The organism is Thiocapsa sp. (assembly GCF_018399035.1).
GTDB lineage: Bacteria > Pseudomonadota > Gammaproteobacteria > Chromatiales > Chromatiaceae > Thiocapsa.
In genome coordinates this window covers 2,621,931-2,636,405 of the sequence record NZ_CP073760.1, presented here as the reverse complement: position 1 = coordinate 2,636,405, position 14,475 = coordinate 2,621,931, and the positions used below count along the sequence as shown (strand labels likewise).

9 protein-coding genes are annotated in these 14,475 nt (G+C 68.6%); 8 read left to right on the top strand and 1 reads right to left on the bottom strand.

The window, feature by feature from the left end; all coding sequences use genetic code 11:
- The first annotated feature begins 124 nt into the window (after nt 1-124).
- The 8 genes from KFB96_RS11880 (at nt 125) to KFB96_RS11845 (ending at nt 13,204) form a co-directional block, all read left to right on the top strand.
- Nucleotides 125-1,189, top strand: coding sequence for a MoxR family ATPase (locus KFB96_RS11880; RefSeq protein WP_300971619.1), 1,065 nt, complete (start codon nt 125-127; stop codon nt 1,187-1,189).
- A gap of 12 nt (nt 1,190-1,201) precedes the next feature.
- Nucleotides 1,202-2,203 (top strand): DUF58 domain-containing protein, encoded by a 1,002-nt coding sequence (locus KFB96_RS11875; protein WP_213461583.1) that lies wholly within the window; start codon nt 1,202-1,204, stop codon nt 2,201-2,203.
- A 52-nt stretch (nt 2,204-2,255) separates the two neighbouring features.
- Nucleotides 2,256-2,750, top strand: a complete 495-nt coding sequence (locus KFB96_RS11870) for a DUF4381 domain-containing protein (RefSeq protein WP_300971618.1) — start codon at nt 2,256-2,258, stop codon at nt 2,748-2,750.
- Between the two features lie 364 nt (nt 2,751-3,114).
- Nucleotides 3,115-4,119 carry a VWA domain-containing protein gene (locus tag KFB96_RS11865; protein WP_213461579.1) on the top strand — a complete coding sequence of 335 codons (1,005 nt, stop codon included), beginning with the start codon at nt 3,115-3,117 and terminating at the stop codon, nt 4,117-4,119.
- Nucleotides 4,109-6,112 carry a VWA domain-containing protein gene (locus KFB96_RS11860; RefSeq protein WP_213461577.1) on the top strand — a complete coding sequence of 668 codons (2,004 nt, stop codon included), beginning with the start codon at nt 4,109-4,111 and terminating at the stop codon, nt 6,110-6,112. The genes KFB96_RS11865 and KFB96_RS11860 overlap by 11 nt, the downstream gene beginning before the upstream one ends.
- A 117-nt stretch (nt 6,113-6,229) precedes the next feature.
- Nucleotides 6,230-8,200 (top strand): BatD family protein, encoded by a 1,971-nt coding sequence (locus tag KFB96_RS11855; protein ID WP_213501950.1) that lies wholly within the window; start codon nt 6,230-6,232, stop codon nt 8,198-8,200.
- A gap of 57 nt (nt 8,201-8,257) precedes the next feature.
- The gene (locus KFB96_RS11850; RefSeq protein ID WP_213461573.1) at nt 8,258-12,208 is read left to right on the top strand and encodes an ATP-binding protein; all 3,951 of its coding nucleotides are present in this window, start codon (nt 8,258-8,260) and stop codon (nt 12,206-12,208) included.
- A 36-nt stretch (nt 12,209-12,244) separates the two neighbouring features.
- The gene (locus tag KFB96_RS11845; RefSeq protein WP_213461572.1) at nt 12,245-13,204 is read left to right on the top strand and encodes a DUF368 domain-containing protein; all 960 of its coding nucleotides are present in this window, start codon (nt 12,245-12,247) and stop codon (nt 13,202-13,204) included.
- 174 nt (nt 13,205-13,378) lie between these two features.
- Here the strand turns inward: KFB96_RS11845 and KFB96_RS11840 are convergent, their stop codons facing one another.
- Nucleotides 13,379-14,305: a LysR substrate-binding domain-containing protein gene (locus KFB96_RS11840; RefSeq protein ID WP_213461570.1), complete on the bottom strand. Its 927-nt coding sequence runs from the start codon at nt 14,303-14,305 to the stop codon at nt 13,379-13,381.
- Nucleotides 14,306-14,475: the final 170 nt, after the last annotated feature.

Below are 14,475 nucleotides of genomic sequence, written 5' to 3'. Positions count from 1 at the left end.
CGGGCTGGATGGGTTTCGCTGTCGCTCTACCCATCCTACGGCTGATGGCGTTCACTTACCGGAGCGCACGCAACATAAGAGACGCACGACGGCATCGGCCGATGGCGTCCGAGACGACACCACGATGAAGGAAGCGACGACCTTGGATCAGATCACCGCCTCGCAACGCGATGCCGCAACGACGGCCGCGTCCAACACTGGTTTCACTGCTGCCGACACCTCGCCCGATTCACTCGCGACGGAATTCGCCGCACTGCGGCGCCAGGTCGGCGAGACCATCCTCGGTCAGCACGGCCTGATCGATCGGCTGCTGATCGCGCTGCTCGCCGACGGCCATCTGTTGGTCGAGGGCGCCCCCGGGCTGGCCAAGACCACGGCCGTGAAGGAGCTTGCCGCCGGGCTCGAGGGCGATTTCCATCGCATCCAGTTCACCCCGGATCTCTTGCCGGCCGACCTGACCGGGACCGAGGTCTATCGCCCCCAAGACGGGACCTTTCGGTTCGATCGCGGCCCGATCTTCCACAACCTGCTGCTCGCCGACGAGGTCAACCGTGCGCCGGCCAAGGTGCAGTCGGCCCTTCTGGAGGCGATGGGCGAGCGTCAGGTGACGGTCGGCCGCGAGACCTACCCGCTGCCGCGGCTTTTTCTGGTGATGGCCACCCAGAACCCGATCGAGCAGGAAGGCACCTATCCGTTGCCCGAGGCCCAGCTCGACCGCTTCCTGATGCATGTCCGGGTCGACTATCCGGATATCCAGACCGAGCGTGCCATCCTGCGGCTCAATCGCGAGGAGGCCCGGCGGGATCGCGCGGCGGCCCCCGGCGTCGTCCTGAGTCAGGCCAGCGTCTTTGCCGCACGGCACGCGATTCTCGATCTCTACATGGCCCCCGAGGTCGAGGATTATCTGGTCCACCTGGTGATGGCGACCCGCAAGCCCGAGGCCTACTCCCCGGACCTGACCGGGTGGCTGCGTTTCGGCGCGAGCCCGCGCGCGACCATCGCCCTGGACCGCTGCTCGCGCGCCCTGGCCTGGCTGAACGGGCGCAGCTTCGTCTCGCCCGAGGATATCCAGTCGCTCGCCCCGGATGTCCTGCGTCATCGCGTGCTCCTGTCCTACGAGATGGAGGCGGAAGGCCGTCGGCCGGACGACTTCATCGAGGCCTTGCTCGCACGCGTCCCGGCGCCTTAGGCGGTCCTCGCCATGCGATCGAACCCCCCGAAGGCGAAGGACGCGAAGACGCCGCATGCGCGGGCCGAGGGCGTCCTCCCCGAGCTGACCGAGCTGATCGCGCTGCGCGAGCAGGCGCGGCGGCTCGATCTCGCGCCGCGCGGCCGGGTCCTGGCGACCCGCACCGGCGGCCATGTGGCGCGCTTTCGCGGGCGCGGCATGGAGTTCGACGAATCGCGCGTCTATCAGCCCGGCGACGACCCGCGCAACATGGACTGGCGTGTCACGGCCCGGGCCGGTCGTCCGCACGTCAAACTCTTCCGCGAGGAGCGCGAGCGTCCGGTCTGGCTGCTGGTCGACCAGGGGCCGTCCATGCGCTTCGGCACCCGCATCGCCTTCAAGTCCGTCGTCGCGGCGCGTGCGGCCGCGCTGCTCGGCTGGGCCGCGGTGGATCGCGGCGATCGGGTCGGCGGTCTGGTCTTCGACGAGACCCGCCATCTGGAGCGCCGCCCGGCCTCGCGTGCCGCGGGACTCCTGCCGCTCCTCGACCGTCTGGCAAGTCCGTCGCCCGCCTTCTCCGCAGACGCCGAGTCCTCCGGCCAGTCCGGCGGCTACACCTCGCTCGGGGACGCCGCGGGACACCTCGTCAGGCTGGTCCGCCCCGGCAGCTTGGTCGCCGTGATCAGCGATTTCGCCGACATCCTGCGCGCGCAGACACGCTGGATGACCGAGCTGGCCGCCGGCTGCGAGGTCATCCTCTTGCCGGTGCACGACAGCATCGAGATCCAGGCGCCGCCATCCGGACGCTACCCCGTGACCGACGGGCGCCGGCGCGGCCTGCTGGATCTGACCCGCTCCGGGAGCCGCGAGGCGTACGAAGACCTGTTTCGCAGTCGGATGGAGGCCCTCGAGCGGCTGGCGCGGCGCAACCGCGCCCACCTGCTGCGCCTGACCGCCGATGCCCCGGTCGGTCCCGCCCTGGCGCTCGGTCTCGGCGGGCGAGGGCGCTTGCCCGCCGCCGGGGGCTTCGTATGAACGCCGATCCGCTGGCGCAACTGCGCGACTGGCATCTGCCGGATCCCATCCAATGGTGGCCGCCGGCCCCGGTTGGTGGATCTCCGCCGCCCTGTTCCTGGCGCTTCTGCTGTGGGTGGCCGGCGTGCGCTGGCGCCGGCATCGGCGTCGGGGTGCCGCCGCCCGTTCGGCCCTGCGCGAGCTCGCCGAGCTGCGGGCCGCGGTCCGGGCCGACGGCGACACCCGTGCCTTCGTCGCCGCACTCTCGCGTCTGCTGCGCCGGCTCGCCCTCGCACGCTTCCCGCGCGAGCAGGTCGCCGGACTCACCGGGGATGCCTGGCTGGCCTTCCTGGATGCGACCGGCGGCGGGGAGGGCTTTCGTCAAGGGCCGGGTCGGGCACTCGCCGACCTGGTCTACGGCGCGACCCGCGCCGACGATCCACCGCCGAATCCGGATGCCTTGGCCGCTTTGGCGGAAAGCTGGATCTGCGCCAACCGTCGCCACCGCGGCCCCGCAGTTCGCGCAGCCGGGGGAACGCCTGCCGACCCAGAGGTCGCAACGAGATGACCCCAAAAATCACCTCAAAAACACCCGACGTAGGATGGGTAGAGCGCGGCGAAACCCATCCTCCCCGCTCCGACGCCCCGATTCCCGCTCACGGAGAGCGCAGCGAAACCCATCCTCCCCGCTCCGACGCCTCGGCTTCGGTACCGGCAGCGCGCAGCGAAACCCATCTTTTCCGCACCGCTAGCCGGATCGGGCGTTTGAGCTGCGAGGATGGGTTTCGCTGCGCTCTACCCATCCTACGTTTTTCGGTTGGTTTTGAATCGTGCCTAAAACCTTCTGAAACGCGCCGCTCCAAGGCCGAGATGTCGCTGCGACCTCGAGGCCATGCGATGAGGATTCAAAAACCCGCCGAGCGCGTTTCAGCATGATCACGCTGGCCTGGCCCCTCGCCCTCCTCGCCCTCCCTCTCCCGCTCTTGGCGATCTGGCTTCCGCGCGCCCCCGACGAGCAGGGCGCGGCCCTGCGCTTCCACTTGGATCCGGACCTCGCGGCGGAGGTTGCGCGTGGCACCCGAAGCACCGGCTCGCTGAATCCGCGCCTGATCCTCGCCTTGGTCGCCTGGGTCTTGCTGGTGCTCGCCGCGGCGCGTCCGGAATGGGTCGGGGAGCCCGTCAGACTCCCGGTCTCGGGTCGAGATCTGATGATCGCGCTCGACATCTCCGGGAGCATGGAGGTGGCCGACTACGAGCTGAACAACCGCATGGTCTCGCGCATCGCACTCGTAAAGGCGGTCGCGGAGCGATTCATCGCACGGCGCGAGCAGGATCGTCTCGGACTCATCCTCTTCGGCTCCCGGGCCTATCTGATGACGCCGCTCACCTTCGATCGCACCACGGTCGGGACCATGCTGAGCGAGGCGGTGGTCGGGCTGGCCGGTCGCGAGACCGCGGTGGGCGATGCCCTTGCCCTGGCGGTCAAGCATCTGCGCGACCAGCCGGAGGACAATCGCGTCGTTATCCTCATGACCGACGGCGCCAACAACGCCGGGCACATCGAGCCGCTCGCCGCCGCGGAGCTGGCGGCTCAGGCCGGCGTGCGCGTCTACACCATCGGGATCGGCGGCGGGATGGCGCAGTCGCGCTCGCCCTTCGGCGGTATTCCGGCGCGGGCGGGCAGCGATTTCGATCCGGCGACGCTCCAGCGCATCGCCGAGATGACCGGCGGGCGCTTCTTCTCGGCCCATGCCCGCGAGCAGCTCGAAGAGATCTACGCCGAGCTCGATCGACTCGAGCCGAGCGAGCGCGACGAGCGCTCGCTCACGCCGAGACGCTCGCTCTACATGTGGCCGGCGGCCGGCGCGCTGCTCCTGAGCCTAAGCTTGGCGGCCGCGCCGCTGCTGTCCGCGGGGGCACGTCGTCGTGTGGCCTGAGCTGCAGCTTCTGCGTCCGCTCTGGCTGCTGGCCCTGATCCCGGCGGTGATCCTCCTCGTGTTGTTGTGGCGACGGCCGGCCGGAGCGCTGCTGTGGTGCCGCCTGGTCGATGCCCATCTGCTGCCGCATCTCCTGGTGGGCGCCGACCATGCACCGCGGCGTCTGCCGCTCTGGCTGTTGGGTCTCGGTTGGCTCCTGGCGACGCTGGCGCTGGCAGGACCGGCCTGGGAGCGTGTCGCGCAGCCCGTCTACGGGACGAGTGCGGCGCGGGTCATCCTGCTCGACCTCTCCCCAAGCATGAACGCGGCCGATCTGCGCCCATCCCGACTGGCGCGCGCCCGGTTCGAGGTCATGGATCTGCTCAAGGCAACGGAGGAAGGGCAGGTCGCACTGCTCGCCTTCGGCCCGGAGCCCTTCGTGGTCTCGCCGCTGACGCGGGATGCCGCGACCATCTCGGTCCAGGTGCCCCAGCTCACGACCGACCTCATCCCGGTGCCGGGTGCGCGCGATACCGCACGGGCCTTGAGTGCGGCCGGCGAGCTGCTGGAGCGTGCCTCCGCCCATCGCGGCGACATCGTCCTGGTGACCGACGGTGTCGGCGACATGGCTGCAGCCCGGTTTTCCGTGCAGGCGTTGGCGGCCGGCGGGCATCGCGTCTCGGTGCTCGCGGTCGGCACCTCCGAGGGTGCGCCCGTCCCCCTGGCCCCGGACGGAACACGCGGTTTCGAGCCCAGCAGCGACGGCGGGGTCCGCATCGCGCGCCTGCCCGAGTCCGAGCTGCGCGAGCTGGCCCGGCTCGGCAACGGCCGTTATGTGGAATCGCAGGCCGGCGACGCGGACACCCGCGTCCTCATGGGCCTCGGCTCGATGGATGCGGAGTTGACCGAAGAGCCGTCGTTGCTGTCCGATCAATGGCGCGAGGAGGGTCCTTGGTTGTTGCTCGTGCTCTTGCCCTTCGCTGCATTGGCCTTCCGGCGCGGATGGCTGCTGTCGATCCTCGCCTGTGTCATGATCCTGCCGCCGTCCCCCGGGTGGGCCTTGGAGTGGTCCGACTTCTGGTTCCGGGCCGATCAGCAGGCCGCCCGAGAATTCGACGCCGGCGCGAACGCCGAGGCGGCCGAGCTGTTTCGGGATCCGGCGTGGCGTGCCGCCGCCAGCTATCGGGCCGGCGATTACGAGCGTGCACTCGCGGCCTTGTCGGACGTGCCGGATCCGGATGTGGACTACAACCGCGGTAATGCACTCGCACGCCTCGGGCGGCTCGACGAGGCCATCGCCGCCTACGCGCGCGTGCTGGAACGCGATGCGGAGCATGCCGATGCGCGTCACAACCTGGAGCTGCTCGAGGCGCTGCGGGATGCGCCGCCCGAGTCGTCCGAGGACGGCGAAGCGGGCGAGGGTGGCGAGGGCGCCGACGGCGACCCCGCGGACGGGTCGCAAGGCTCCTCGGGCAACGAACCCTCGGGCGGCGGAGGAGATGCGTCAGACGCGCCCGGCAGCGACGACGTGCAAGCGGACGCGAGCGAGAGCCCCGAGGACTCGGACGAGCAGGCGGGCGGCGACTCGGACGGGGCCGATCAGACATCCGAGCCCGGATCCGAGCGGGCATCCGCAGCCGAGCCCGGGACAGACGCGTCATCCGATCAGGCATCGCCGGACCGAACCGAGACCGGACCCGCATCGAGCGGAAAGGGCGGGCCGGCCGGCGACCCCGGCGACATCGGTCCGGACGACATCGCCGAGACCGAGGATGTTGCGCTGCCGGAGGATGCGCCCGGCGGAGCGGCGCAGCACGCGGACGGGGCATCGGATCCGACTGACGAGGAGCCCCCTTCCTCGGACAGCGCCCTGTCGGACGCGCTCGGCCCCGAGGCACAGGAACGCGAGCAGGCGATGGAGGCGCAGTTGCGCCGCGTCCCGGATGACCCCGGTGGCTTGCTGCGACAGCGGTTTCTGCTGCAGCATCTGCGCCGCGAGGGGCGCTTGCCCTGAGCTGCCTCATGCGCGACAACGACAACGACAACGAGTAGAGCCTTCGACCACGTTTCCTGGTTGCGGCTCTGCCGGTAGATCCTTTTCCGGAAATCACCTCGATCTTGGATGTTTAACTTGATTCGACTCGACCGGCCATCTCCTCGCCGCGCGCGCAACACGACCGGCAAACGGCCACAACGCCCGCTGCTCGCCGTCCTGCTCACGATGCTCTATGCCGTCACGCTGTTGGCGGCCCCGGTGTTGACCACTCTGATGGTCGTCGCGCCGGTGCTTGCCCAAGGCACGGTCTCCGACGGGGTGCGCGCCGAGATCGATCGCGAGCGCATCGCCGCGAACGAGACCCTGATCCTGCAACTTCTCGGCGACGGTCGACTCTCCGGAGAGCCCGATCTCCAGGTCCTGGAGACGGATTTCGACATCCTCAGCCGCAGCCAGAGCGAGCGCATGAGCGTTCTGAACGGCGCCGTGTCGCACACGCGCGAATGGCGCATCGAGCTTGCCCCCAAGCGATCGGGGCGACTGGAGATCCCCGCGCTGGCGTGGGGCGATGCGCGCAGCGCGCCACTGACGGTCGAGGTGGTCGCGGACGCCGCGGCCGACGACCCCTCCGCCGGCCCGAAGCCGATCTTCGTGCGGACCGAGACGGACACCTCCACACCCTACGTGCAGCAGGCGTTTCACTATCGGGTCCAGGTGCTCTACCGCGAGCGCGAAGCACCGCAGCGTGCGGTCCTCTCCGAGCCGCAGGTGGAGGGTGCGACGCTCGAGCGCGACGGCGAGGATCGCAGCTCGGTCGAGGTCATCGACGGCCAGCGTTATCAAGTCATCGAACGACGCTACCTCGTGGCGCCGCTGCAGAGCGGGCCCCTCGTCATTCGCGGTCCGCGGCTCGAGGCGGTGATGCCGGCGCCGCGGCCGGCAGAACGCCGCGCGGCCGACGATTTCGATGCGCTGTTCGGCGCCGGACCCTTTCCCGGGCTATCGGGGATGACGACCAGCGGACGACGGATCGTGGAGCGGGCGCCCGACCTGGAGATTGAGGTCCGTGCGCAGCCGCCCGGTTCCAGCTCGCCCTGGTTGCCGGCGGAGTCCGTCGAGATCTCCGACGAGTGGATCCCCGCGTCGCCGCGATTCCAGGTCGGCGAGCCGGTGACACGTGTCCTGACGGTCACCGCGCGCGGCGCCACCGCGGCCCAGCTGCCGCCGCTCGTGCTCGATCCGCCGGACGGCGCGCAGATCTACCCCGGTCAGACGCGCGCCGAGGACCTTCCCGGCGTCGGTGCGCCGGTCGGACTCAGGAGTCTCGAGGTGGCCTTCGTGCCGACCCGCCCCGGGCCCGTGACCCTTCCCGAGGTGCGTGTTCCCTGGTGGGATACGGGCGAGGATCGCGAGCGGGTGGCGATCGTGCCCGCCCGGACGCTGGAGGTGGCCGCTGCGCCGGCGGGGACCGCGAGCGGCGGGTCGACCGGGGCGTTCGCGGACGCGGGCGAGTCGGCGTCGGACGACGCGGCCGCGGCGCAGGATCCCGTCGACACGGACGCCGAGCCTCGACATTCCGGCACACTGGCGTCCAAGGCGGAGGACTGGGTGCGTCGGGCGATCGCCGGTCCGATCGGCCTCGGGGTTTCCGCGCTCGGCCTCATCGGTCTCGGTTGGCTCGCGGCCCTCGTCTGGATCAAACGGGGAGCGCGTGGTCGCGAGGCCCCGGATCGCGTCGAGACCCGCGCCTCGCCGCAGGCGCTGCGCGAGGCACGTCGGCGCGTCGAGCGGGCCTGCCTCGCCGACGACGCCCGCGGCGCGCGCCTGGCCTTGCTCGATTGGGGCCGGGTCCGCTGGGCCGGGCAGGCTCCGGCGGGGCTCGGCGCCTTGGCCCGGCGGCTGGACGATGTCGCAGTGGCCGAGACGCTGGCGCAACTCGACCGAGCCCTCTATGCGGGTGCCGCGTGCGCTGGCGCCGGGGCGGGGACGGCCTGGGACGGTGTCGGTGCCTGGCAGGCACTCGCGCCTTATCTGTCCGGCGACGAGGCGGATACCGTGTCCGATCGTGCGACGGCCCTGCCGGAGTTGTATCCGCGCCGGATCTGACACGACCGCCCGAGGGCTTGCGCCGATCGACGAAACACCGCGAGGCATGGATACCCGATGACAACCCCCGTCGTTTCGCCGAAATCCGCATCCGTGGTGGTCTTGACCGCCGTACTCTTCGCCCTCCTTCTGGTCGCCGGCACCCTTTTCGTCGGTTGGCAGGTCTCGCGGACGGATCGCGAGATGCGCGAGGACCTCTTGGTCGAGGCGCGCATCATGGCGCAGGCCGTCCCGGTCGGGAGCGTCGCCGCCTTGTCCGGAACCCCCGATGATCTGACGGCGGATGCCTATCGTCGACTCAAGCAGCAGTTCGCAGCCGTGATGACGGCCAAGCCGGCCTGGCGTTTCCTGTATCTGATGGGGCGTCGGGCGGACGGAGCCATCTTCTTCTTGCTCGATTCCGAGCCCGCAGGCTCGCCGGACGAGTCCCCGGCCGGGCAGGTCTACGAGGATGCCGCCGAGCCCGATCATCGGGCCTTCGACAGCGCCGAGTCGGTCGTCCACGGTCCTTTCGCCGATGCCTGGGGCACCTGGGTGTCCGCGCTTGTCCCGATCCTGGATCCGGGGACCGACGCCGTGATTGCGGTCCTGGGCGTGGATCTCGACGCGGGCGATTGGCGGCGTCGTCTGGTCCATGCCGGCGTGGTTCCGGCGCTCTTCGTCCTGACGCTCGCCCTGATCCTGCTCGGCGGCTCGGCCGCGTTGGCCCGACGTCGACGTCTCTCGACCGAGCAGCAGATCCGTCGGCGCCACCTGGAGGCAGCGCTCGCTGCGTTGATCGGGCTTACGCTGACCGCGGTCGCGACCTGGTCGGCGTTTCGGATCGAGGCACGCAACCGTGAAGATGCCTTCGAGCAGCTCGCCGCGTCGCAAACCGCCAGGGTTGCCGACGAGCTGGGCGGGGTCCGCGATTTCGCGTTGGAGGGACTCGCGCGGTTTCTCGAAGGTGCACAGCGGATCGATCACGAGACCTTCCTCGAGTACGCGGGGTTTCTGACGCTCGATCACGCGATCGACGCCTGGGTTTGGGTGCCGGTCGTGGCGGCGGCGGGGCGTGCCGCCTTCGATCCGGACGGCACCGGCATCCGCGAGCTGGATGCCGAGGGCCGACGCATTCCGGTCGGCGAGCGCGACACCTATTTCCCCGTGGCGGCCGTCGTGCCGGAGTCGGCACGCGACCGATTGGTCGGGCTGGACTTGGGGGGGAATCCCGCGCTGCGCGCGGCGCTGGCCGAGGGTGCACGTTCCGGCCTGATGACCGGGAGCGACCCGGTCGATCTGAATCGACCCGGCGGGCGGGGTCGTGAAATGCTCCTCTTTCGACCCTTCGAGCATGTCGGGCGCTCGGGTCGAGAGAGCGGATTCGCGGCCGCCGTCATCGATTTCGATCGGATCCTGCTGCGCAGCAGCGACGCGTCTCGGCGTGCGGATGCATCCGTCTTGATCCCGGACCTCTACCAACTGCGCGCGGGTGAAGTACCGGAACGCCTGGCATCGACTGCGGCAGCGGAGCGCGAAGGTCTCGGGTCGCACCTCGCAACGGACCGCCCTCGTGCGGCGTCGCTCTTTCGTCCGCTGCTCGTCTCCGGTCAAACCTATGCGATCCTCGCGACCGAGGGCCCCGATTTTTCTGTCGTGTACGCGCGGCACGCGACCGGCGTGGTGGGTGTCTCCGGTCTGCTCCTGACCCTCGCGCTGAGCGGGCTCATCGGCACCTACTCCAATCGGCGCCGTGTGCTCGAGCGCACCGTGCTGGAACGCACCCGGGAGCTCGAGGAGGGCAAGGGCCGCTTGGAGGCCACGCTGCGCTCGATCGGCGATGCCGTGATCAGCACGGATGCCGCGGGCCGGGTGACGAGCCTCAACCATGTCGCGGAGACCCTGACCGGCTGGCGGATGGGCGCTGCCCTGGGGCGCCCGATCACCGAGGTCTTTCGTATCGTCCATGCTCGGACGCGCTGCGATGCGGAAAATCCGGTATTTCGGGCGCTGGAGCAGGGTGTGGTGGTCGGCTTGGCCGATCAATCCGTCCTGGTCGACCACGAGGGTATGGACCGACAGATCGCCGACAGCTGCGCCCCCATCAGGCTTGCGGACGGTGCCGTCCTGGGTGCCGTGCTGGTGTTTCGGGATGTCACCGAGGAGTCGCTCATCCGCGAGGATCTCGCGCGAAGCTCGCGGCTTCAGATGATCATCATGAACCTCGCCCTGGAGTTCGTGAATGTGCCCTTGGCCCGGTTGGACGAGCAGATCAACCACGCGCTGGCTCGCATCGGGGGCTTCGCGCAGATCGATCGCGCCTATCTGTTCCGCTATGACGTCGCCACCGACCTCATGTCGAATACGCACGAGTGGTGCGCACCCGGCGTGACGCCCGAGATCGAGAACCTGCGGGATCTGCCGTGCGAGCTCTTCCCGGAGTGGGTCGACACCCACCGCGCGGGCAAGCCCCTGCATGTCCCGCTCGTCTCGGATCTGCCGGTGGAGGGGCATCTCAGGCAGGTGCTCGAGCCTCAGGGGATCAAGACACTCATGACCTTGCCGCTGATGAAGGGCGATGCCTGTTTCGGCTTTGTCGGATTCGATGCCGTGCGCGAGGCGCGCGAATGGACCCATATGGAGCGGTCGCTCTTGTCGGTCTTCGCGGAGTTGATGCAGAACGCCGAAATGCGCAAAGAGGCCGAGGAAGGGCTGCGGGCGGCCAATGCCGAGCTGCAGGCCGCCAACGTCCGCGCCAACGAGATGGCGGTGAAGGCCGAGCTCGCGAATGTGGCCAAGAGCGAGTTCCTCGCGAACATGAGTCACGAGATCCGCACGCCCATGAACGGCGTCATCGGCATGACCGGGCTGCTGCTCGATACCGAGCTCGACGCGACCCAACGGCATTTCGCCGAGATCGTGCGCGGCAGTGCCGAATCACTCCTGTCGATCATCAACGATATCCTGGATTTCTCGAAGATCGAGGCCAACAAGCTCGATCTCGAAATCCTGGATTTCGACCTCTATCGCCTGCTCGACGACTTCGCCGCAAGCCTGGCGATGCAGGCGCGGGCCAAGGGTTTACAGCTCGTGTGCGCGATCGATCCCGCGGTCCCGTCTATGCTGCGCGGGGATCCGGGACGGCTGCGCCAAATCCTCAACAATCTCGCCGGCAACGCGATCAAATTCACGCGGCACGGCGAGGTCGTGATCGAGGTTCGGCGACGCGACGCGGTGCCGCCCGAGCCCGAGCCGGACACCTCCGCCGCCCCGGAGCTGGTCGTGCTGTTCACCGTTCGGGATACGGGTGTGGGCATTGCACCCGAGAAACAGGATTTGCTGTTTCGCAAGTTCAGCCAGATCGATGCCTCCACGACGCGCGAGTTCGGCGGAACCGGGCTCGGGCTTGCGATCAGCAAGCAATTGGTCGAGCTTATGGGAGGCCAGGTCGGTGTCCGCAGCGAGCCCGGGCGGGGCTCGGAGTTCTGGTTTACGGTCCGTCTGGGTGTCCCGGTCGCGGAGCAGACCCCGCCGTGCGTGCCGGCGGAGCTTGCCGGGGTCCGTGCCTCGGTGATCGAGGACTCGGCCGGGTCCGCCCGCGTGCAGGGTCTCGTCCTGGTCGCCGAAGACAGCGCGGTGAACCAGACCGTGGCGCTGGGCATGCTCAAACGGCTCGGACTGCGGGCCGATGCCGTCGGCAACGGCCTGGAGGCGATCGAGGCGCTGAGCACCATCCCCTACGACCTGGTCCTGATGGATGTGCAGATGCCCCTCATGGACGGTCTCGAGGCCACGCGCAGGATCCGCGAGGCGGCATCGCCGGTGCTCGACCGGCGCATCCCCGTGATCGCGATGACGGCGAATGCGATGCAGGGCGACCGCGAGGCATGTCTGCAGGCGGGCATGGACGACTATGTCGCCAAGCCGGTCAAGTCCGAGGCACTGGCCGAGGCGCTTGCGCGCTGGTTGCCGCATACCGCGTCGACGGCGTCCGCCGAGGTGCTCCCCGAGCGCCCCGTAAGCGGCTGATCCGATTCACTTCAACTGAGCATTCAAGGATAAACGATGTCGCGCTTGAGCCTGATCTTGAAGGGTGGTGCCATGGGTGTCGCGGAGGTGATCCCCGGGGTGTCCGGCGGCACCATCGCCTTTATCAGCGGTATCTACGAGCGTCTGCTCGATGCCGTGAAGGCCTTCGGTCCGGGGCTGTTCGGCGTGCATCGCCGCGACGGGCTCGCCGGCGTCTGGCGGGCGCTCGACGGGGGCTTCCTGGCGCTCCTGCTCGCCGGCATGGCGATGGGCATCCTGGTCGGCGTCTTCGGCGTCTCCTGGATGCTCGAGCATTACCCGCCGCTGATCTGGGCCTTCTTCTTCGGGCTGATCCTCGCCTCGATCCTCTTTATGGTCCGGCGCATCGCGCAATGGCGCGCCGGCGAGGCGGGGCTCTTCGTCCTCGGGGCGATCCTGGCCTACGGGATCACCATGCTCACGCCCGCGAGCGGCAACGAGGCGCTCTGGTTCGTCTTTCTCTGCGGCGCCATCGCCATCTCGGCACTCATGCTGCCGGGCGTCTCCGGGAGCTTCATGCTGCTGGTGCTGGGGATGTATCAGTTCATCATCCAGGACACCCTCAAGGGGCTGCTGGTCGACTTCTCGTTGGATAAGCTCCTGATCCTGAGCGTCTTCGCCCTGGGCTGTCTGGCCGGGGTCATGACCATGTCGCGCCTGCTCTCCTGGACCTTCAAGCGTTACAGAAGCCTCACCCTCGCCACCCTGACCGGCTTCCTGGTCGGCTCGCTCAACAAGGTCTACCCCTGGCGCAACGCCGAGGACTGGCTGAGGGACAGCGCGGGTCAGGTCGTGATGGCCGCCGACGGACTCATGCCCGAGAAGATCCTCTCCGAGGTCAACGTCCTGCCCTCCGGCTACGAGGGCGACCCCCTGGTCCTCGGCGCGGTCTTGACCTGCACGCTGGGCTTTCTGCTTGTCTACGCCTTTGATCGCTTCGGGCCGCGGACGGACTGAGGCGGTCTCGGCGCGGCTCGCGACGATCCCGAAACAAGGTGAACACCTTAAAAATCGTAGGATGGGTAGAGTACAGCGAAACCCATCCTCCAAACTGCAGCGTTGCCGTCTTGCCGCGTTTCGGTCCGATGCCATTGGAGCGAGTTGGATGGGTTTCGCTTCGCTCTACCCATCCTACGCGGCGATGGCGTCGCCGAATGTCGTCGGGGTGATGTGGGGTGCCAGGATGCTCAGGAAGTTGAAGACGTGGCGCGGGGGCGAGTTCCGGCGCGGCAGCACCAGGTCGGTGAACAAGGAGCGGAATAGATGGGTGACGTCCAGCCCGCGCAGCTCGGGGAATTCGGCGGGCGAGAAGGCGGCTTCCGCCACGATGGCGATGCCGATCTTTCTGTTCACGAACTGCAGGATCCTCTGGCTGCTGGCGAAGGAGATGTTGACCGGAGAGTCGAGCCCGGCTTGAGCGAACGCCGCGTCGATCACAAGACGCGATTGCGCCGAATGGTCGTACGAGCCGACCGTATAGTGCGCGAGATCCCGGAGCTCGATGGTCGGCATCCCCAGCAGAGGATGGCCCTGCGGCACGACCAACAGCAGCCGCCACTCCTCGATCGGAAAGTACAGCAGGTCCGGATCCTGGTCCGGCGCCTGCGCCTGCGCCAGCAGCCCCAAGTCGGCTTGGCCGATGCGCAGCATGGCGGTCGCCTCGATCGTGTTCTCCTCCGAGACGGTCACATCGACCTCGGGCATCATCTCGCAAAAGTCCACCACCGCATGATGCAGCAGGTTGTTTGCGGCGTGCCGATTGGCGACGACCTTCAGACTGCCGTGCCGCTCGGTCGCGAGTGTGCCGCCGATCTCCCGGATCCGACGCACGTCGATGAGCACGCGCGCGACGATGTCGGCGATTTCCATCCCGGCACGGGTCAGACCGATCAAGCGCTTTCCTTCGTGCAGAAACAGCTCCACACCCAGCTCGTCGGCCAGGTCGATGAGCTGGCGGCTCACGCCCGGCTGAGAGGTGTAGAGCGTCTTGGCCGCGGCCGAGATGTTGAAATCCTGCTCGATGACCTCGTGGAAATATTCTAATTGCCTTAGTTTCAATGCTTTAGATGCCTGTTGCGTTGGGCATCCGGCCCTATAGCTTCCGGGTATATAAGCATATCCTAAAGGTATTTCACCAGCGAGTCACCCCCGACCATACTCCGGCCATGCGGATCGAGCAACGGGCCAAAGGCCCCGAGACCGCAACGAGGGTTCGGGTCCACCGGGCG

Coding starts and splice junctions, on each gene's coding strand:
- KFB96_RS11850 (WP_213461573.1), top strand. CDS start 8,258: ATGACAACCCCCGTCGTTTCGCCGAAATCCGCATCCGTGGTGGTCTTG.
- KFB96_RS11845 (WP_213461572.1), top strand. CDS start 12,245: ATGTCGCGCTTGAGCCTGATCTTGAAGGGTGGTGCCATGGGTGTCGCG.
- KFB96_RS11870 (WP_300971618.1), top strand. CDS start 2,256: ATGGTGGCCGCCGGCCCCGGTTGGTGGATCTCCGCCGCCCTGTTCCTG.
- KFB96_RS11880 (WP_300971619.1), top strand. CDS start 125: ATGAAGGAAGCGACGACCTTGGATCAGATCACCGCCTCGCAACGCGAT.
- KFB96_RS11875 (WP_213461583.1), top strand. CDS start 1,202: ATGCGATCGAACCCCCCGAAGGCGAAGGACGCGAAGACGCCGCATGCG.
- KFB96_RS11865 (WP_213461579.1), top strand. CDS start 3,115: ATGATCACGCTGGCCTGGCCCCTCGCCCTCCTCGCCCTCCCTCTCCCG.